Origin of the sequence: Aquipseudomonas alcaligenes, assembly GCF_003205495.1 — a bacterium.
Lineage (GTDB): Bacteria > Pseudomonadota > Gammaproteobacteria > Pseudomonadales > Pseudomonadaceae > Aquipseudomonas > Aquipseudomonas alcaligenes_B.
The window spans coordinates 347,767-366,805 of sequence record NZ_QJRX01000004.1; the positions used below are offsets into that span (position 1 = coordinate 347,767).

At 65.3% G+C, this 19,039-nt stretch carries 23 protein-coding genes; 9 read left to right on the top strand and 14 right to left on the bottom strand.

What is annotated here, in order from left to right:
* Nucleotides 1-132: 132 nt before the first annotated feature.
* The 5 genes from DMO17_RS09585 (at nucleotide 133) to DMO17_RS09605 (ending at nucleotide 3,166) form a co-directional block, all read left to right on the top strand.
* Nucleotides 133-342, top strand: a complete 210-nt coding sequence (locus DMO17_RS09585) for a cold-shock protein (protein WP_110682257.1) — start codon at nucleotides 133-135, stop codon at nucleotides 340-342.
* Nucleotides 343-432: 90 nt separating this feature from the next.
* Nucleotides 433-615: a hypothetical protein gene (locus tag DMO17_RS09590; RefSeq protein ID WP_110682258.1), complete on the top strand. Its 183-nt coding sequence runs from the start codon at nucleotides 433-435 to the stop codon at nucleotides 613-615.
* A gap of 99 nt (nucleotides 616-714) precedes the next feature.
* On the top strand, nucleotides 715-1,743 hold the full coding sequence (locus tag DMO17_RS09595) for a GGDEF domain-containing protein (protein ID WP_110682259.1): 1,029 nt from the start codon (nucleotides 715-717) through the stop codon (nucleotides 1,741-1,743).
* Nucleotides 1,744-1,796: 53 nt separating this feature from the next.
* A complete protein-coding gene (locus tag DMO17_RS09600; protein WP_110682260.1) occupies nucleotides 1,797-2,351 on the top strand; it encodes a magnesium transporter in 555 nt (184 codons plus the stop codon).
* Between the two features lie 140 nt (nucleotides 2,352-2,491).
* A complete protein-coding gene (locus DMO17_RS09605) occupies nucleotides 2,492-3,166 on the top strand; it encodes a substrate-binding periplasmic protein (protein ID WP_181418759.1) in 675 nt (224 codons plus the stop codon).
* 3 nt (nucleotides 3,167-3,169) lie between these two features.
* Here DMO17_RS09605 and pdxJ read toward each other — a convergent pair whose 3' ends face one another.
* The 12 genes from pdxJ to rpoE all read right to left on the bottom strand — a co-directional run bounded on the left by pdxJ (nucleotide 3,170) and on the right by rpoE (nucleotide 13,508).
* Complete coding sequence (gene pdxJ, locus DMO17_RS09610; protein WP_110682262.1) at nucleotides 3,170-3,916, bottom strand: pyridoxine 5'-phosphate synthase; 747 nt, start codon at nucleotides 3,914-3,916, stop codon at nucleotides 3,170-3,172.
* On the bottom strand, nucleotides 3,909-4,607 hold the full coding sequence (gene recO, locus DMO17_RS09615; protein ID WP_110682263.1) for a DNA repair protein RecO: 699 nt from the start codon (nucleotides 4,605-4,607) through the stop codon (nucleotides 3,909-3,911). The genes pdxJ and recO overlap by 8 nt, the downstream gene beginning before the upstream one ends.
* A gap of 4 nt (nucleotides 4,608-4,611) precedes the next feature.
* Nucleotides 4,612-5,514: a GTPase Era gene (era, locus tag DMO17_RS09620; RefSeq protein ID WP_110682264.1), complete on the bottom strand. Its 903-nt coding sequence runs from the start codon at nucleotides 5,512-5,514 to the stop codon at nucleotides 4,612-4,614.
* A complete protein-coding gene (rnc, locus tag DMO17_RS09625) occupies nucleotides 5,507-6,196 on the bottom strand; it encodes a ribonuclease III (protein WP_110682265.1) in 690 nt (229 codons plus the stop codon). The genes era and rnc overlap by 8 nt, the downstream gene beginning before the upstream one ends.
* Entirely contained in the window at nucleotides 6,193-6,570 is a 378-nt protein-coding gene (locus tag DMO17_RS09630; protein WP_110682266.1) for a DUF4845 domain-containing protein, read from the bottom strand. The genes rnc and DMO17_RS09630 overlap by 4 nt, the downstream gene beginning before the upstream one ends.
* 89 nt (nucleotides 6,571-6,659) lie before the next feature.
* Entirely contained in the window at nucleotides 6,660-7,511 is an 852-nt protein-coding gene (lepB, locus tag DMO17_RS09635; RefSeq protein WP_110682267.1) for a signal peptidase I, read from the bottom strand.
* A 5-nt stretch (nucleotides 7,512-7,516) separates the two neighbouring features.
* Nucleotides 7,517-9,316: a translation elongation factor 4 gene (gene lepA / locus DMO17_RS09640; protein WP_110682268.1), complete on the bottom strand. Its 1,800-nt coding sequence runs from the start codon at nucleotides 9,314-9,316 to the stop codon at nucleotides 7,517-7,519.
* A gap of 150 nt (nucleotides 9,317-9,466) precedes the next feature.
* Nucleotides 9,467-10,888 carry a DegQ family serine endoprotease gene (locus tag DMO17_RS09645; RefSeq protein ID WP_110682269.1) on the bottom strand — a complete coding sequence of 474 codons (1,422 nt, stop codon included), beginning with the start codon at nucleotides 10,886-10,888 and terminating at the stop codon, nucleotides 9,467-9,469.
* Nucleotides 10,889-10,926: 38 nt separating this feature from the next.
* Nucleotides 10,927-11,370, bottom strand: a complete 444-nt coding sequence (locus DMO17_RS09650; RefSeq protein WP_110682270.1) for a SoxR reducing system RseC family protein — start codon at nucleotides 11,368-11,370, stop codon at nucleotides 10,927-10,929.
* Nucleotides 11,367-12,311 (bottom strand): MucB/RseB C-terminal domain-containing protein, encoded by a 945-nt coding sequence (locus DMO17_RS09655; RefSeq protein ID WP_110682271.1) that lies wholly within the window; start codon nucleotides 12,309-12,311, stop codon nucleotides 11,367-11,369. Before DMO17_RS09655 ends, DMO17_RS09650 begins: the two co-directional genes overlap by 4 nt.
* An 8-nt stretch (nucleotides 12,312-12,319) precedes the next feature.
* Nucleotides 12,320-12,895: a sigma-E factor negative regulatory protein gene (locus tag DMO17_RS09660; protein WP_110682272.1), complete on the bottom strand. Its 576-nt coding sequence runs from the start codon at nucleotides 12,893-12,895 to the stop codon at nucleotides 12,320-12,322.
* A gap of 31 nt (nucleotides 12,896-12,926) precedes the next feature.
* The gene (gene rpoE, locus DMO17_RS09665; RefSeq protein ID WP_110682273.1) at nucleotides 12,927-13,508 is read right to left on the bottom strand and encodes an RNA polymerase sigma factor RpoE; all 582 of its coding nucleotides are present in this window, start codon (nucleotides 13,506-13,508) and stop codon (nucleotides 12,927-12,929) included.
* A gap of 355 nt (nucleotides 13,509-13,863) precedes the next feature.
* Here rpoE and nadB point away from each other — a divergent pair, with 355 nt between their 5' ends.
* Nucleotides 13,864-15,480 (top strand): L-aspartate oxidase, encoded by a 1,617-nt coding sequence (gene nadB, locus DMO17_RS09670; protein ID WP_110682274.1) that lies wholly within the window; start codon nucleotides 13,864-13,866, stop codon nucleotides 15,478-15,480.
* Here nadB and DMO17_RS09675 read toward each other — a convergent pair.
* A complete protein-coding gene (locus tag DMO17_RS09675; protein WP_110682275.1) occupies nucleotides 15,449-15,901 on the bottom strand; it encodes a protein YgfX in 453 nt (150 codons plus the stop codon). The genes nadB and DMO17_RS09675 overlap by 32 nt on opposite strands.
* Nucleotides 15,885-16,139 (bottom strand): FAD assembly factor SdhE, encoded by a 255-nt coding sequence (locus DMO17_RS09680; protein WP_110682276.1) that lies wholly within the window; start codon nucleotides 16,137-16,139, stop codon nucleotides 15,885-15,887. The genes DMO17_RS09675 and DMO17_RS09680 overlap by 17 nt, the downstream gene beginning before the upstream one ends.
* Before the next feature lie 119 nt (nucleotides 16,140-16,258).
* Here DMO17_RS09680 and ygfZ point away from each other — a divergent pair, with 119 nt between their 5' ends.
* The 3 genes from ygfZ to DMO17_RS09695 all read left to right on the top strand — a co-directional run bounded on the left by ygfZ (nucleotide 16,259) and on the right by DMO17_RS09695 (nucleotide 19,025).
* Nucleotides 16,259-17,200, top strand: coding sequence for a CAF17-like 4Fe-4S cluster assembly/insertion protein YgfZ (gene ygfZ / locus DMO17_RS09685; RefSeq protein WP_110682277.1), 942 nt, complete (start codon nucleotides 16,259-16,261; stop codon nucleotides 17,198-17,200).
* Nucleotides 17,201-17,310: 110 nt separating this feature from the next.
* Nucleotides 17,311-18,147, top strand: a complete 837-nt coding sequence (locus tag DMO17_RS09690; protein WP_110682278.1) for an HDOD domain-containing protein — start codon at nucleotides 17,311-17,313, stop codon at nucleotides 18,145-18,147.
* Nucleotides 18,148-18,269: 122 nt separating this feature from the next.
* Nucleotides 18,270-19,025 carry a substrate-binding periplasmic protein gene (locus DMO17_RS09695; RefSeq protein ID WP_110682279.1) on the top strand — a complete coding sequence of 252 codons (756 nt, stop codon included), beginning with the start codon at nucleotides 18,270-18,272 and terminating at the stop codon, nucleotides 19,023-19,025.
* Nucleotides 19,026-19,039 lie beyond the last annotated feature (14 nt).

Genomic DNA, 19,039 nt, shown 5'->3' on the forward strand with positions numbered 1-19,039 from the left:
CCCTTTCCCTGTAGTGTGATCGGACTGTGCTGCATGTGTCATGGCTCCGACCCTCGGTTTCTTCGCTCTTTGCACTCAGTCATGGTCTGGGCAGTTCCAGCGCCATGTTCACTTTGTTCAAGGAGACATCCCATGTCCGTACGTCAAACCGGCACCGTCAAGTGGTTCAACGATGAGAAAGGCTTCGGCTTCATCACTCCGGAAAGCGGCGCCGACCTGTTCGTGCACTACCGCTCCATCCAGAGCAGCGGCTTCAAGAGCCTGAAGGAAGGCCAGCAGGTTTCCTTCATCGCCGTTCAAGGCCAGAAAGGCATGCAGGCTGACGAAGTTCAGGTCATCTGATCTTCTCGCCCGTAAAGGAACCGGCCTACGGGCCGGTTTTTTTATCCCCGCCATTTCGCTCAGTCATCCAACGATTCCTCAGGGGGAACCATGCGCGTCAAGAAGTCCACCCAGCAGCCCAAGCCACAACCGGCCGTGGAAACCCGCGAATCCCTCGAAGCGCAAGTCGCCGCCTTCCTCAACTCCGGTGGCGAGATCCAGCAGATCGCCAAGGGCGTCAGCGGCCAGACCTGGGGCACCCCCAGCCGCCAGATCACCCTGGGCAAGAAATAATACTGGCACTTTGCCTAGCAGTTCCTTGCCGATTGATTCAAAGCGCTGCATCCTTGACCGCATAACAACAAGCGGAGCCCAAGGCCCGAGAAAGCGCTGATGTTCAAGCGACTGCGCAACAACTTCCAGCTGTCCATCATCACCCTGATGGGCATCATCGGCGTGCTCGGCATCACGCCCTATGCCATCTATCGCCTGCTGCAGGGCAATTACCTGGTAGGCATCGCCGATACCATCATAGTGCTGTCGACCCTGGCCGCCGTGCTCTACGCCTGGCGCACCGGCGACACGGAAAAACCCGGCCTGTACCTGGCCGGAGTCTTCTCCGTGGGCGCCACGCTGATCGCCATCAACCTGGGGGTCAACGGCCTGTTCTGGATCTACCCACTGATCCTCTTCAACTTCTTCATGGTCTCGCCGGGCAAGGCGATAGTCGCCACCCTGCTGGTGCTGGCCGGCCTGGTCGGCCACGCGCTCTGGGTGCCCGGCAGCGTGTTCGACAGCCACTACCAGATGGTCTCCTTCCTGGTGACCAACGCCATGGCCGGCGTGCTGACCTTCATCTTCGCCTACCGCACCCGCACCCAGCGCGACCAGCTACAACTGCTGGCCATCCAGGACCCGCTCACCGGGGCGCGCAACCGCCGGGCGATGAACGAGGAACTGAAGATCGCCGTCGCCAGCAAGCGCCGTCACGGACGCCCCTATGGCGTGCTGGCGATGGACCTGGACCACTTCAAGCAGATCAACGACCTCTATGGCCACCACGCCGGCGACCAGGTACTGGTGGACTTCGTCCAGCTGATCAAGGCCGGCTCGCGCCAGGAAGACCGACTGTTCCGCTTCGGCGGCGAGGAGTTCCTCCTGCTCCTGCCGGACAGCGATGCCAAGGGTCTGGAAGCCGCGGCGCGGCACCTGCTGCAGAGCGTGCGCAACAACCTGCGCGGCCCCGGCGGGGCGGTGACGGTATCCATCGGCGGCGCCCTGCTGCGCCAGGACGAGCCCTGGAGCCTGTGGCTGCAGCGCGCCGACCAGTGCCTGTACCGGGCCAAGAGCGAGGGGCGCGACCGCATCATCATCGACGACGGCCGGACCAGCCCGGCTGGCCTGGACCTGACTACACTGTAGAGGTCAACCACGACCGCTCGGGGGAACCGGTCCGCAACGATGGGAGGTGTGCCATGAACCGGCATTACTACATCAGCGACAACCTGGACGACCTGGAGAAGCTGGAAAGCGAGCTCGAAGCCGGTGGCATCGCCACCGAGCAGATTCATGTGTTGAGCGAGCGGGACGCGGAAGTGGAGCAGCACCATCTGCACGACGTGCCCTCGATACTCAAGCAGGACATCGTCCACTCCGGGCGCATCGGCAGCCTGGTCGGGCTGGCGCTGGCCGCACTGGCGCTGTTGCTGGCCTGGCTGAACGACTGGACCAACAGCCCGGCAGGCTGGATTCCCTTCCTCTTCCTCGCCGCCGCCCTGTTCGGCTTCAGTCTCTGGGAAGGCAGCCTGTTCGGCCTGCAACGCCCCAACGAAGTCTTCCGCCGCTTTGCCGACAGGCTGCACGAAGGCAAGCACCTGTTCTTCGTCGATGTCAGCACGGCCCAGGAGCCCATCCTCAACCAGACGATCGCCCGGCACCCGCGCCTGGAGCTGGCCGGCACCGGCCAGGCCAGCCCCGGCTGGGCCGTCAGCCTGCAGCATCGCCTGCACCAGCTGCGCAAAATGATGTGAACCAAGGCTAGACTGACTCTGGCGGCCTTGGGCCGTACAGACCCCAAGGCCCGTCAGAGCTCATGAGAATTTTCCCGCAAGCGCTGGCGGCACTTCTGCTGCTATGCGCCGGAACTTCAAGCGCCGCACCGCTGAAACTGGTGACCGGTGATCAGTACCCACCCTTCACCGGGCAGGCACTGCCCAATGGCGGCATGCTCACCGAGCTGGTCCTGCTGGCGTTGCACGAGGCGGACCAGCAGCCCCAGCTGGCCTGGCTGCCCTGGAAACGCGGCTACCAGGCCACGCTCAAGGGTCAGTTCGACGCCACCTTCCCCTATCTGCCTTCGGCGGAGCGCGAGGCCGAATTCTTCTACTCCGCAGCGCTCTACGAAACCACCCAGAAAGTCTTCAGCCGCAGCGACCAGCCCCTGGAGCCTGACCAGCTGAGTGACAAGCGCCTGTGCCTGCCGCTCGGCTGGCAACCGCCAAAGCCCCTGCTGCCACTGCTGCAGTCAGGTCGCCTGCAGCGCCATGAGCCTCAGGACCTCAGCACCTGCGCCAGGCTGATCGCCCTGGGCCGCGACGACTTCTTCGTGGCCGACGACCTGCTCGGCCAGCGCGCCATCCGCCAGGCCGGCCTGGGCGTCGATGCACTGCGCGAATCCCGGGCGACCCTGGCGCGCAACAGCCTGCACCTGATCGTGCCGCGCAATCGCCCGGGGGCCAGGGAGCTGATCGCGCAGTTCGACGCGGCGCTACGCCGGCTGCGCGACAACGGCACCTATGCGCGCATCCTGCGCAGCCACCGCGAACACGCGCTCAACGCGCACTAGACCTCAACCACGCGCGGCAGCCGCGACGATCAGTTGCTTCATCTCGGCCACCGCCCCCTTGAAACCGACGAACAGGGCATGAGCGACGATGGCATGACCGATGTTCAGCTCGTGCACCCCGGCAATCGCCGCCACCGGCTCGACGTTGTGGTAGTGCAGGCCGTGGCCGGCATTGACGATCAGGCCATGGGCCAGGCCGCAGGCCACGCCATCGCGGATGCGTGCCAGCTCACGAGCAGCCTCCTCGGGCGTGTGCGCATCGGCATAGCGACCGGTGTGCAGTTCGATGGCCGGCGCACCGATGCGCCGGGCCGCCTCGATCTGCCGCTCCTCGGCATCGATGAACAGCGACACCTCGCAGCCGAGCCTGGCCAGGCGCTGCACCGCCGCCTGGATACGCGCCTCCTGGCCGGCCACATCCAGACCACCCTCGGTGGTCAGCTCCTGGCGGGTCTCGGGCACCAGGCAGACGTGTTCGGGACGGATGCGCTCGGCAAAGTCGAGCATGAAGTCGGTGACCCCCATCTCGAAGTTCATGCGCGTCTGCAGCACTTCCTTGAGCAGCAGCACGTCGCGCTCCTGGATGTGTCGGCGATCTTCGCGCAGGTGCACGGTAATGCCGTCGGCGCCGGCCTCCTCGGCATCCAGGGCGGCCTTGACCGGGTCCGGGTAGCGGGTGCCGCGGGCCTGGCGCAGGGTGGCGACGTGGTCGATGTTGACGCCGAGGAGGATACGGTTGGCTTCAGTCACGGGCAGGTTCCTTGAGAGTCATGAAGAGTTCGCGGCTGACCAGGGGTCGACCGCCCAGATGGGGGGCCAGGGCCTGGCGCATCAGGCGCTTGGCCGCAGCCAGGGCGCCGGCGGCGCTCCAGTCGGCCTCGGCCATGGCCAGCAGATCTGCCCCCTGGAACAGGCCAGGCTGCAGCTGGCCCACCGGCTCCAGGCCAGCGTCCGGCAGCAGGCGATAGAGGCCATCAGGGGCAATCGGCTGGCCGGCGATATCGACATCCAGGGCGAAACCATAGCCCAGCTCGTCCAGCAGACGCCATTCGAAGGCGCGCAGCAGCGGCTCCAGCGGCGGATCGGCGGCCAGCGCCTGGAGGGTCAGGGCATAGTGATCGAACAGGGCGGGATGGGCATCCTCGGCCGGCAACAGGCGCAGCAGCAGCTCGTTCAGGTACATGCCGCTGTACAGGGTCTGCCCCTGCAGCCAGTGCGCGATGCCGGAAGCCTCCAGGCGGGCGACGTTCTTCAGTTCGCCGCGCCCGCGCAGCTCCAGCTCCAGCGGAGCGAAAGGTCGCGCCAGGCTGCCGGCCTTGCCCCGCGCAGCGCGCAGCACGGCGCGCAGGCGCCCCTCGGGCGTGAGGAAGTCGACCAGCGCGCTGGTTTCCTTGTAGGGCCGGCTGTGCAGGACGAAGGCCGGAAGCGCGCCGGAGAGCATGGGGTCAGAAGTCGGTGTAGCCCAGCGACCGCAGGGCGCGCTCGTCGTCGGACCAGCCGCCCTTCACCTTGACCCAGAGGTTGAGCATCACCTTGGAGTCGAACATGGTTTCCATGTCCTTGCGCGCCTCCTGACCGATGCGTTTGATGCGCTCGCCCTTGTCACCGATGATGATCTTTTTCTGCCCGTCGCGCTCTACCAGAATCAGACCGTGGATGTGCAGGATGCGGCCCTCCTGCTTGAACTCCTCGATTTCCACGGTGATCTGGTACGGCAACTCGGCGCCGAGCTGGCGCATGATTTTCTCGCGGATCAGCTCGGCGGCGAGGAAGCGGCTGGAGCGATCGGTAATCTGGTCTTCCGGGTAGAAGTGCTCGGATTCCGGCAGATTCTCGGCGACCAGGCGCTCCAGGGTATCCAGGTTCTGCCCATGCAGGGCGGAGATGGGCACCACCTCGGCCTGCGGCAGCTGCGAGGCCAGCCACTCGAGATGCGGCAGCAACTCGCTCTTGTCTTCCAGGCGGTCGGCCTTGTTCACCGCCAGCAGGATCGGGCACTTCACGTGCTGGACCTTCTCCAGCACCAACTGATCCTCGTCGGTCCAGCGGGTACGGTCGACCACGAACACCACCACGTCGACGTCCTTGAGGGCGGTCGAGGCGCTGCGGTTCATGTAGCGATTGAGTGCCTTGTCGTTGTGCTTGTGCAAACCGGGCGTATCGACATAGACGGCCTGCACCTCGCCCTCGGTCTTGATGCCGAGCATGTTGTGGCGGGTGGTCTGCGGCTTGCGCGAGGTGATCGCCAGCTTCTGCCCGAGGATATGGTTGAGCAGGGTCGACTTGCCCACATTGGGGCGACCGACGATGGCGACATAGCCACAACGGCTCACGGGTGCATCAGTCATGACTGTTCTCCACACCCAGCGCCACCAGCGCGGCGGCGGCGGCGACCTGCTCGGCGATGCGCCGGCTGGCGCCCTGCCCCTGGGTCTTGTCATTCAATAGGGCCACTTCGCACTGGACGAAGAAGGTACGGCAATGCGGTTCGCCCTGGATATCCACCACCTCGTAGCGCGGCAGCTCGACGGCGCGCGACTGGAGGAACTCCTGCAGGCGGGTCTTGGGATCCTTGTTGGTATCGACCAGGGTCAGGCTGTCCAGTTCGTTGGCCAGCCAGGCCAGCACCCGCTCGCGCGCCACATCCATGCCGGCATCCAGGTAGATGGCGCCGATCAGCGCCTCGAGGGCGTCGGCGAGGATCGACTCGCGACGGAAACCGCCACTTTTCAGCTCACCCGAGCCCAGGCGCAGGTATTCGCCCAGCTCGAAACCGCGAGCCAGCACGGCCAGGGTCTCGCCCTTGACCAGCCGCGCACGCAGACGCGATAGCTGGCCCTCGCGCGCCTGCGGGAAACGCTCGAACAGCGCCTCGCCGGCCACGAAGTTGAGAATGGCGTCGCCGAGGAACTCCAGGCGCTCGTTGTTGCGCCCGGCAAAGCTGCGATGGGTCAGGGCCAGGAGCATCAGCTCCTGGTTCTGGAAACTATGGCCGAGCTGGCGCTCGAGGCGGGAGAGGGACTGGCTCACTGGGCGCGGACACGAAATTCTTTATCGAACCTGGCTACCAGGTCGAGATTCTGGATCAGCGGTTCGCGCTTCTCATAACTGAGATGAACCTGAAAGTCCCTGTCTTCCAGCTTGATCGTCACTGCTTCTTTCAAGTTGATATCTCGGATGTTGTTAACCTGCATGCCTTTCTGCATATGTTCATAGAAGGCATTGACGGTGGATATCTCCAGCGAGGGATCTTTCTCCACCTCGGTAATCATCTTCTCCATGGCCATATAGTCCATGTAGTGCGGAAGCATCTTGAATGCCGTACTGGCAAAGAATGCTACCAGCGCCAGCACCATGAGCCAGCCGAGCAGAGACATACCTTTCTGCGAATGCGTAACCATCATGCGACCCCAATTTTCAGAGTTATTGTGCTGTCGTGACTATATATAGGCAGGCGCCGCTCGATTGAACAGCGCCGCACAGATTCGACTCGTCAGCGGATCAGGCCGACCCGGGAAAAGTGCGGCAGGCTGCGCAGCTTGGGATCGGGCCAGCTCATCCACACGGCAAAGGCCTTGCCGACGATGTTGCGGTCCGGAACCATGCCCCACTCCTCCTTCGGGATATGAGCATCGTTCCAGTAGCGGCTGTCGTTGGAGTCGTCGCGGTTGTCGCCCATCATGAAGTAGTGCCCCTGGGGCACCACCCACTCGTCGCCGGGCTGGATATTGCGGTGCAGCTGTTTGCGAATCATGTGCTCCACCTCGCCCAGCTTCTCCCTGAACAGCAGCGCCCGCCCCAGGGAGCCCGGTTCTTCGCCGATCAGGCTTTCCGCCACCGGAGTGCCGTTGACCAGCAAGCGCTTGCCCTGGGTGTAGCTGATACGGTCGCCCGGCAGGCCCACCACGCGCTTGATGTAGTTGATGCTCGGATTGCTCGGGTAGCGGAACACCATCACGTCGCCACGCTGCGGATCGCCGACCTCGACGATCTTGGTATCCACCACAGGCAGACGGATGCCATAGGCGAACTTGTTGACCAGGATGAAGTCGCCCACCTCCAGGGTCGGCTTCATCGAGCCCGAGGGAATCTGGAACGGCTCAAGCAGGAAGGAGCGCAGCACCAGGACGATGGCCAGCACCGGGAAGAAGGACTTGCCGTACTCGACCAGCAAGGGCTCCTTGTTCAGGCGTTGCAGAACCTGCTCGTCCGGCTCACCGACCTGGCCTTCGTAGGTGGCGATGGCGGCCCGTCGCCGCGGCGCCAGCAACAGCAGATCGAGCAGGGCTAACGCACCGCAAACCGCAACGGCGATGACCAGAATCAGCGGGAAGTTGAACGACATAGGGATTAGCTATCCACCTTGAGTACGGCCAGGAAGGCTTCCTGCGGGATTTCCACGCTGCCGACCTGCTTCATCCTTTTCTTACCGGCCTTCTGCTTCTCCAACAGCTTTTTCTTACGGCTGACGTCGCCGCCGTAGCACTTGGCCAATACGTTCTTGCGCAGCGCCTTGACCGTGGTGCGGGCGATGATCTGGCCGCCGATGGCCGCCTGGATCGCCACGTCGAACATCTGCCGCGGGATCAGCTCCTTCATCTTCTCGGTCAGCACCCGGCCCTTCTGATGGGCACGGTCACGATGCACGATCAGCGCCAGGGCGTCGACCTTCTCGCCGTTGATCATCACGTCCAGGCGCACCAGGTTGGCCGACTGGAAGCGATCGAAGCTGTAGTCCAGCGAGGCATAGCCGCGGCTCACCGACTTCAGGCGATCGAAGAAGTCCAGTACTACCTCGTTCATCGGCAGGTCGTAGGACACCTGCACCTGACTGCTGAGGAACTGCAGGTCGCGCTGCACGCCACGTTTCTCGATGCACAGGGTGATGACGTTGCCCAGGTGCTCCTGCGGTACCAGGATATTGGCGCGCACGATCGGCTCGCGCATGTCGAGGATACCGGCCGGGTCGGGCAGCTTGGACGGGTTGTCGACGTAGATCGTCTCGCCGTTCTTCATCTCCACTTCGAAGATCACGGTCGGCGCGGTGGTGATCAGGTCCAGGTCATATTCGCGCTCCAGGCGCTCCTGGATGATCTCCATGTGCAGCATGCCGAGGAAGCCGATGCGGAAGCCGAAACCCAGGGCATCGGAGCTTTCCGGCTCGTACTGCAGGGCGGCGTCGTTCAGGGTCAGCTTCTGCAGCGCCTCGCGGAAGTCCTCGAAGTCGTCGGAGCTGACCGGGAACAGGCCGGCGTAGACCTGCGGCTTGACCCGCTTGAAGCCCGGCAGCACATCGACGTCCGGGGTGGTGGACAGGGTCAGGGTATCACCCACCGGCGCGCCGTGAATGTCCTTGATACCGGCGATGATGAAACCCACCTCGCCAGCCTTGAGATCGGCGGTCTCAGTGTGTTTCGGCGTGAATACGCCGACGCTGTCGACCTGGTGCATCTTGCCGGTCGACTTGACCAGGATCTTGTCACCCTTCTTCACCCGGCCGTGCTTGACCCGCACCAGGGAGACGACCCCCAGGTAGTTGTCGAACCAGGAGTCGATGATCAGCGCCTGCAGCGGCGCCTCGATATCGCCCTCCGGCGGCGGGATCACCTTGACCAGGTGCTCCAGCACGTCGATCACACCCATGCCACTCTTGGCGCTGCAGGGCACGGCGTCGGTGGCGTCGATGCCGATGATGTGCTCGATCTCGTCCTTGACCCGCTCCGGCTCGGCCTGGGGCAGGTCCATCTTGTTCAGCACCGGCATGACCTCCAGGCCCTGCTCGATGGCGGTGTAGCAGTTGGCCACGGACTGCGCCTCGACGCCCTGGCCGGCGTCCACCACCAGGATCGCGCCCTCGCAGGCGGCCAGGGAACGGCTCACCTCGTAGGTGAAGTCGACGTGGCCGGGGGTATCGATGAAGTTCAGCTGGTAGGTCCTGCCATCCTGCGCCGGATAATGCAGGGTCACGCTGTGCGCCTTGATAGTGATGCCGCGCTCGCGCTCCAGGTCCATGGAGTCGAGGACCTGGGCTTCCATCTCGCGGTCGGAGAGACCGCCACAGATCTGGATGAAGCGGTCGGCCAGGGTCGACTTGCCATGATCGATGTGGGCGATGATGGAGAAATTGCGGATATGACTCAGGTCACTCACGGATCAACACTCGAAAAGGCCGCGGGCAGGCTGCCCGCCGAAAAATAGCCGGGAATTCTACCCGATTGGCGAGCCTGGCGTCACGTGACGCCGCCGGCGGCGGGCGCAAAAAGGGCGGCCACGGCCGCCCTTGTCACCTCTGGTGCGAAGCTACTCGGCCAGCTTGAAGGTGATGAAACTCGCCCGCCCCTGGCGCAGCACGCGCATGGACACCGAACGGTTGACCGGCAGGGACTTGGCCACGTCGGTGAACTGCTTGGCCGAGACGATGGCCTGGTTGTTCAAGTGGGTGATCACATCACCGGGGCGCAGGCCGATCAGGGCCGCTGGGCCATTCTGTACTTCCTTGATGACCACGCCGCCACGCAGATCGAGGGCCTTCTTCTGCTCGGCGGTCAGCTCGGCCACCGCTACACCCAGGCGATTGCTGTTGCGCTCGACACCTTCGACCTCGCCGACTGCCACGCCCTCCCCTTCTTCCGGCAACGACCCGACGGCCAGCTCGATACGCTGGCGCTCGCCTTCGCGCACCACCTCCAGTTCGGCCTTGGCGCCAGGCTTGAGAGCCCCGACCAGATGCGGCAGATCGGCTGACATCACGATGGGCTGGCCATTGAGGCTGAGGATCACGTCACCCACCTGCAAGCCACCCTTGGCCGCCGGCCCATCCTCCAGAACCTGTGCCACCAGGGCCCCGGCCGGCTTGTCCAGACCGAAGGATTCGGCCAGGTCCTTGTTCACTTCCTGAATCACCACGCCAAGCCAGCCGCGACTGACCTTGCCCTCGGCCTTGAGCTGGTTGGCCACATCCATGGCCACGTCGATCGGAATGGCGAACGACAGCCCCATGAAGCCGCCGGAGCGAGTGAATATCTGCGAGTTGATGCCGACCACCTCGCCATCCAGATTGAACAGCGGACCGCCGGAGTTGCCCGGGTTGATCGCCACGTCGGTCTGGATGAAGGGCACATAGTTCTCGTTCGGCAGGCTGCGACCCTTGGCCGACACGATACCGGCAGTCACCGAATGATCGAAACCGAAGGGCGAGCCGATGGCCAGCACCCAGCTGCCGACCTTCAGCTCGTCGGACTTGCCCAGCTTGACCGTCGGCAACCCCTTGCCCTCGACCTTGAGCAGAGCCACGTCGGTACGCGGATCGGCACCGATCAGCTTGGCCTCGAGCTCGCTGCGATCGGACAGGCGCACAATGATCTCGTCGGCGTCGGCCACCACATGGTTGTTGGTCAGCACATAGCCATCGACGGAAATGATAAAGCCCGACCCCAGCGACTGCGCCTCGCGCTGGCGCCCACCCGGAGCGCGCGGCATCTGCGGGATGCTGCGCTCGAAGAACTCGCGGAACATCGGCGGCAGCCCTTCCAGATCGGGAATCTGCCCCTGCATGGCGACTTCGCGCTGCGGCAGGTTCTGCCGGGTACTGATGTTCACCACCGCCGGCGAAGCCTCCTCCACCAGCTCGGTGAACTCCGGCAACTCGGCGCGCGCCAGGGACACCTGCCCCAACAGCAGCAGGGCACACAGACCGGACAACGAGGATCTCAGGCTAGGCATCGACTTCAGCTCCATCCACAGAAAACGGCAAGATAATCTCAGCAACCGGCCAGCAGCACGCGCACCACCACGGGCTGCAGCGCCGGCTCATGTGCGGTACGGCGGCTGCGCCAGCGCACCAGCAGCCAGCCCATGGCCAGCCCGGCAAAACCGGCGAGTATCACCAGCGGCTCGGCCAGCCCCCACTGTTGGGCCAGCACGGCAGCGGCAAACAGGCACAACAGCGGCAACAGGTAGACCAGCAGGGAACCACGCACCAGCAGCTCCTCGCGCACCCCTATCACCACCGCATCGCCAACCTGCAACTGCAGATCACAGAGCGCCCGCACCAGCCCGCGCTGGCGCCCGACGCCGAGCTTTTCCATCAAGCCCTGGCCACACCCCGCATTGGCCGAGCAGCTGGAGCAGGTGCTCCGGCGCAGCGTTTCCACCCAGACGGCGCCCGCCTCGACAGCCACGACTCGCCCCTGCTCCTCGATCACGGCGCCGACGCCTCGACGGCGCCAGCGGGCTGCATCGATAGCGCCACCCGCTCGGCCGTACCCAGGGGAATCTCGCCCACCACAGTGACCATCACGTCGCCATCGGCCGTGCTCATGCGCCGCGACACCACGGCGGTCGGACCCAGCTGGCTACGCGCATCCTCGGCACCGACGCCGCGCAGCGGCTCGAGAAAAACGGTGAAACGTGCCAGACCATCGCCATACAGGAGGCTCGCCACCGGCTCGGAGGATGCCGGACTGGTGCGCTGCAGGGCCTGGTTCAGCTCGAAGCCCGGCGGCACCCAGCCGGCCTTCCAGGAAGGCGGCAGCTCACTGACCTTATCCAGGCTCACGGCCTTGCAGGCACTGCCGGGTTGCAGGGCATCCTCCGCCAGCCGGTCGGCCAGTTGCAGGCTGACAAACTGGAAGCGCTCCAGCAGCCGGCCCTTTTCGTTGATCAGCAGGGACTTGAGCGGCAAGGCACTCTCTTCGTCCAGATGCAGTTCGAAGGCATAGCGATGCCTGTCACGCGGAACCAGGGCCAATACCGAGGCGGGCCGGCCGGCGACGCGCGAGCGCCCCAGCACGCGCAACTCGTAGAGTTTCTCCAGCTGCACTGCATCGAGATGGCGCGCCGGCCACTGCACGTCAGCCATCTGGTCGGCAAGTCCGCCGCTGACACACTGCGGACGACCATCGACCCTCAGCACTTCCTGCGGCGAACCATCGAGCTGTAGCAGACGCTCGGTGATGCCCGTCTCGCCACCGCGATGCCAGATGCCATGCGTGGAGAAGCTGCCGTTGCGCTCATAGACGAATGTGCCCTGAAAGCTCTGATGCTCGGCCCGGGCCAGACGCTGCAGCCAATCCTGCGCTTCAGCGGCCTGAACCTGAGCTGCCAGGCCGCCGCCGAGCAGGGCGATTAGCGGGAGTATGCGCATGCACCCTCTCAGCGATTTTCCAGACTGGCGGCACGCGCATAGGGCAAGGCGGAGTCCGCACCACTGGCGGCGGCCTGCTGGGCGTGCTGACGGAGATACGTAGGCAGTCGCTGCTCATGCCAGGAGGAGCCCGACTGTACGGGGCTCTGCTGCGCAGCGGCGCCCTCGCTGTAGCCGGCCAGCACGGCCGGACCCTGGACCTGCGGCAGCACCAGGCTGGGCTGGTTGCCCTGCTGGGCCAGCTGGGCCCCGGCCAGTTCGTCCTGGTTGTAGAAACGCACGCCGACCAGCACAGCCAGGGTTACCGAAGCCGCTACAGCGACACGCCCCAGCGTACGCCAGGGACCACGCACGGCCTTGGCCGGCAGCGCCTCGTCGGCCAGGGCGGCCGATACCGCGGCGGCAATATCCAGGCGCGGCTCCAGCAGCTCCTTGTGCATCACCGCACGGGCGAGCTGGTAACGCGACCAGGTGCCGCGCAACTCGGCATCGTCGCTGGCGGCCAGCACCCGACGCAGCTCCAGTTCGTCCGCTTCGTTATCCATCACCGCGGACAGCGATTCCTGCAGGGCTTCACGACTCATGGTGGTTCCTCTCTTGGCTGTCGCCGCTGTCTCAGGCTTCCTGCAACAGAGGTTGCAGGGCTTTATCGATGGCCTCGCGCGCCCGGAAGATCCGCGAACGCACGGTGCCGACCGGACACTGCATCACATTGGCAATGTCCTCGTAACTCAGGCCGTCGAACTCGCGCAGGGTCAGGGCCGTGCGCAGATCCTCCGGCAGTTGCTGGATGGTTCGGTGCACGGTGGCCTCGATCTCATCCCGCAACATGGCACGCTCCGGTGACTCGATGTCCTTCAGGGCGTGGTCACCCTCGTAGAACTCGGCATCCTCGGCACTTACATCACTGTCCGGCGGCCGACGGCCGCGCGAGACCAGATAGTTCTTCGCCGTGTTGATGGCGATGCGGTACAGCCAGGTGTAGAACGCACTGTCACCGCGGAAGTTGCCCAAGGCACGATAGGCCTTGATGAAGGCCTCCTGCGCCACATCCTGGGCCTCGTGGCTGTCGTGAACGAAGCGCACCACCAGGCCGAGAATCTTGTGCTGATACTTGAGCACCAGCAGATCGAAGGCCCGCTTGTCACCGCGCTGCACCCGTAGGACCAGCTGCTGATCGTCTTCCTGGGCTAGCATGAATACTCCTCGTGCATATCGGAGGAGCTCTGCGTCGGCCATTCTGTCGGTCTGCCAAGATAGACTCGGACGCTGCGCAAAAGTTCTCCCCTCCGAACAAGCCTCGCGGGCCACTGCGGCCACCCGGGGCATGGCTCCAGGGATTTGCCCTGGCACCTGATGATCTGTTGACCGATATCGCGGCCGCGCTGAAGCGCCGCTCGCCCTCGGTGACTGCTTATGAAACCCGAACGACTAAGAAAGTTCCCGAACATTTTACTGGGTCATAAGCCAGCTATTGTGCCGCCCACCCCCTCTATATACTAGGCGTAGCCGTTGTCACCCTCGGCAGTCCTTTTCGCGGAATCAGCAGTAGATGAGCCAACATTATCAGCACGACGTTCTGGTCATCGGCAGCGGTGCTGCCGGCCTGACCCTGGCCCTGACCCTGCCCGGGCACCTGCGCATCGCCGTGCTGAGCAAGGGCGACCTGGCCAACGGCTCCACTTTCTGGGCCCAGGGCGGGGTCGCCGCCGTGCTGGACGATGCCGACACCGTCGAATCCCATGTCGCCGACACCCTCAATGCCGGCGGCGGCCTGTGCCGCGAGGACGCCGTGCGCTTCACCGTCGAGCACAGTCGCGAAGCCATCCAGTGGTTGATCGAACAGGGCGTGCCCTTCACCCGCGACGACGAGCAGGAGCGCGAGGACGGCGGCTTCGAGTTCCACCTGACCCGCGAGGGTGGCCATAGCCACCGGCGCATCATCCATGCCGCCGATGCCACCGGCGCGGCGATCTTCAACACTCTGCTGCAGCAGACCCGCCAGCGCAGCAACATCGAGCTGCAGGAACAGCGGGTGGCGGTCGACCTGATCACCGAGCGCAAGCTCGGCCTGCCCGGCCAGCGCTGCCTGGGCGCCTATGTCCTGAACCGCACCAGCGGCGAAGTGGACACCTACCACGCGCGCTTCGTAATCCTCGCCACCGGCGGCGCGGCCAAGGTCTACCTCTACACCAGCAACCCGGACGGTGCCAGCGGCGACGGCATCGCCATGGCCTGGCGCGCCGGCTGCCGGGTCGGCAACCTGGAATTCAACCAGTTCCACCCGACCTGCCTGTACCACCCGCAGGCCAAGAGCTTCCTGATCACCGAGGCCCTGCGCGGCGAGGGCGCCCTGCTGCGCCTGCCCAACGGCGAGCGCTTCATGCCGCGCTTCGATGCGCGCGAAGAACTGGCCCCGCGCGACATAGTCGCCCGCGCCATCGACCATGAAATGAAGCGCCTGGGTATCGACTGCGTCTACCTGGACATCAGCCACAAGCCGGCCGAGTTCGTGAAGTCGCACTTCCCCACCGTCTACGAGCGCTGCCTGGGTTTCGGCATCGACATCACCCGCCAGCCGATCCCGGTGGTGCCGGCGGCGCACTACACCTGCGGCGGCGTGGTCGTCGACCAGCATGGCCGCAGCGATGTACCCGGCCTCTACGCCATCGGCGAAACCAGCTTCACCGGCCTGCACGGCGCCAACCGCATGGCCAGCAACTCGTTGCTGGAGTGCTTCGTCTACGCCCGTTCGGCGGCCCAGGACATAGTCGCCCAGCTCGACCAGATCGACATGCCGCAGACGCTGCCGACCTGGGACGCCAGCCAGGTGACCGACTCCGACGAGGACGTGATCATCGCGCACAACTGGGACGAGCTGCGGCGCTTCATGTGGGACTACGTCGGCATCGTGCGCACCAACAAGCGCCTGCAGCGCGCCCAGCACCGCGTGCGCCTGCTGCTCGACGAGATCGACGAGTTCTACAGCAACTACAAGGTCAGTCGCGACCTGATCGAGCTGCGCAACCTGGCCCAGGTCGCCGAGCTGATGATCGAGTCGGCCATGCGCCGCCACGAGAGCCGCGGCCTGCACTACACCCTGGACTACCCGGGCCTGCTGCCCGAGGCCCGCGACACTATCCTGGCGCCTCCCACCTACGCCGGCTGAACTTCAGACGCACGCGCAGGCGCCGGTGCACATCGCGCGGCAGAGCGTCGCGCGGGATACACAGCGCACGCGTACGCCGCTCACCCTCCAGACGAAAACGCAGGATCACCCCCAGCGGCAGGGCCAGGCTGTCCGGGCGCAGCTGCACCGCCTGCCAGCCATCGCGCACATTGAACAGCTGCCAGCCCGCCTCGTTGCGCCGCAGGCCGGTGAAGGCGGCCGGATGCCTGAGCAGCACCTGGTGCGGCAGCGTCCAGGCCGCCTGCGCCAGGCACAGGGCAGCGCCGAGCAGGGCGGCCCAGAGCGGCAGATCGATGAGAAACAGGGTGAGCAGCGCCAGGGCCAGCGCCGTCAGATAGAGCGCCAGCAGCAGGCGCGAGGCCTGCCAGTGGCATTCGAAGTGTTCACTTCGGCTGGACACGATCCAGGATCATGCGAACCATGCGCAGCAGATCGGGATCCTGCGGCTCGTCGCGCTGCATGAACCAGCCGAACATGTCCTGGTCCTCGCACTCCAGCAGCTTGCGGTAACGCGCCTGGTCCTCGGCGTCCAGGCTGGGGTAGACCTCCTTGACGAAGGGCACCAGCAACACATCCAGCTCCAGCATGCCGCGGCGGCTGTGCCAGAAGAGTCGGTTCAGTTCGGTCGCGTCGGCCATGCGGCAGGCTCCTGTGCAAAGGAGCGCAGTATAACGGCGCACGGCGCGCTCGGCACCCGCTGACAAGGTGCCGGACGGCCTCTATGATGACGGCCTGACTTATTGACCAGCGATCGCCCATGGCCGACTCCGCCTTTTTCACCCCGCTCAATCACGAAGCCCTGCTCGCCGTGCGCGGCCCTGACGCCACCAAGTTCCTTCAGGGCCAGCTCACCTGCAACCTCCACTATCTCGACGAACGGACCTGCAGCCTGGGCGCCCGCTGCACGCCCAAGGGCCGCATGATCTCCAGTTTCCGCATCGTCCGGCACGGCGATGGCTACCTGCTGGCCCTGGCCGGCGAGCTGCTGGAGGAACAGCTGGCGGACCTGAAGAAGTACGCGGTGTTCTCCAAGTCGACCCTGGCCGACGAATCCGCCACCTGGGTGCGCTTCGGCCTGTCCGGCGGCGACGGCGCCCTGCTCGCCCTCGGCCTGGACTTGCCGCAGCAGGTCGACAGCGTGGCCCGCGCAGGTGACCTGCTGGCCATACGGCTGCCCGGCGGGCGCGCCGAGCTGTGGGCACCGACCGCCCAGGCCGAGACCTTGCAGGGCCGCCTGGCCGCGCAGCTGCACGAAGCGCCGCTCAACGACTGGCTGCTCGGCCAGGTGCGCGCCGGCATCGGCCAGGTGTTCGGCGCCACCCGCGAGCTATTCATCCCGCAGATGATCAACCTGCAGGCGGTCGGCGGCGTCAGCTTCAAGAAGGGTTGCTACACCGGCCAGGAAATCGTCGCGCGCATGCAGTACCTGGGCAAGCTCAAGCGCCGCCTGCAACACCTGCGCCTGGCTGCCGGCGAGGTGCCGCAGCCGGGTAGCGAGCTATTCTCGCCGGTGCACGGCTCCAGCGTCGGCGAAGTGGTGCTGGCTGCCCGCGCGCCCGAGGGCGTGGAGCTGCTGGCCGTGCTGCAGGAGGATGCCAAGGACGATGGCCGCATCCACCTGGGCAGCCCGCAGGGCCCAAGCCTGGAACTGCTCGACCTGCCCTACCAGCTGGACGCCGACCGCGAAATCCAGCGCTAGACGAAAAAGCTGATGCAAGAGCCCAGGCAAACGCGGTACAACCCGGGCATACCTGAACCAAGTTCGCCCCAGCGCCTAGACTGATGCGGACGCATGATCCGAGAGCCGAGATGAGCAAGCTTGCCGAGAAAGTCCAAGAGGAACTGATCCAGGCCATCGACAACGATGAACTGGTGCTGCCGACCCTGCCGGAAGTGGCACTCAAGGTGCGCGAAGCGGCGGAAGACCCGAACGTCAGCATCCCGGCCCTGAGCAAGGTGATCGGCAACGACGCGGCGCTCACCGCGCGCATCATCAAGGTGGTGAACAGCCCGCTGCTGCGCACCAGCAAGGAAATCACCGACATCCAGATGGCCGTCAGCCGCCTCGGCATCAACTACACCTGCAACCTGGCCACCGGCCTGGCCATGGAGCAGATGTTCCAGGCCACCAGCGACGTGGTCGACCGCAAGATGCGCGAGGTGTGGAACAAGAGCACCGAAATCGCCGGCATCTGCCATGTGCTGTGCCGCCACTACACCCGCCTGATGCCCGACCAGGCCACCCTGGCTGGCCTGGTGCACCAGATCGGCGTGCTGCCGATCCTCACCTACGCCGAAGAGAACAACGCCCTGCTGGCCGACTCGATCAGCCTCAACCACGTGATCGAGAAGATCCACCCGATCATCGGCGACAAGATCCTGCGAGCCTGGGAGTTCCCCGAGCCGATCGCCATAGTGCCCAGCCAGCACCTGGACTTCACCCGTAACTCGCCGAAAGCCGACTACGTCGACATCGTCCAGGTCGCCACCCTGCAGAGCTATCTGGGCAGCGAGCACCCCTACACCCAGCTGGACTGGAGCAAGATCCCGGCCTTCGCCAAGCTCGGCCTCGACCCCAACGTCGACATGCAGGCCGACGAGGATCTCTCCGCCGCCATGGAAGCGGCCACCAGCATGCTGCAGTAACCCGGCACCCCGACTAGACTGCTGGCATGCCCGGCACTTGGCCGGGCGGCGATCCAAGCCGTACGCCGCAGGGCGGGAGGACTCCGCCCTGCCCCGCTCAGTTCCGGGTAAGGAAGCGTGCCATGCGTCTGCTGTCCGTGCTATTCACCCTGCTGCTCTGCTGCACCGCGCGCGCCGATGAGGTGCGCCTGACCAACGGCGAGTGGAGCCCCTACCTCGGCCAGAATCTGCCCCACCACGGCGTTGCCTCGCGCATCGTCGAAGAAGCCTTTGCCCTAGAAGGCATCCGGGTCAGGTGGGAGTTCTACCCCTGGGCTCGCGCCCTGCGCAGTGCCGAGCGCGGCAAGAGTGATGGCAGCGCCGTGTGGCTGCGCAGCCCCGAACGCGAGCAGACCTTCTACATCAGTGACCCCGTGGTGGAGAGCGGCTACTACCTGTTCCACCGCAAGGACCGCCCCTTCGACTGGCAGCAGGTCGCCGACCTCGCACCGCTGCGCCTCGGCGGCGCCATCGACTATGACTACGGCCAGGCCTTCCAGCAGGCCGAGCGCGACGGCCTGCTCAGGGTCAAGCGCCTAAGCAGCGAAGAGCAGGGCCTGCGCATGCTGCTGGCCGGTCGTCTGGATGCCTTCCCGATGGACAAGGTGGTGGCCTTCGACCTGCTGCACAGCCGCTTCAGCCGCGAGCAGCGCAGCCAACTGAGCTTCCACCCGCAGCCGCTGCGCAGCGACAGCCTGCACCTGCTGCTGTCGAAGCGGGTACCCGGAAATGCCGAGCGCATGGCGCGCTTCAACCGCGGCCTCAAGGCCCTGCAGGACAGCGGCAAGGTCAGCCAGTACCTGCTGGAAATCCAGCAGCCGCTGAGCCTGGCGCGCTAGGGGCCGCTGCGACG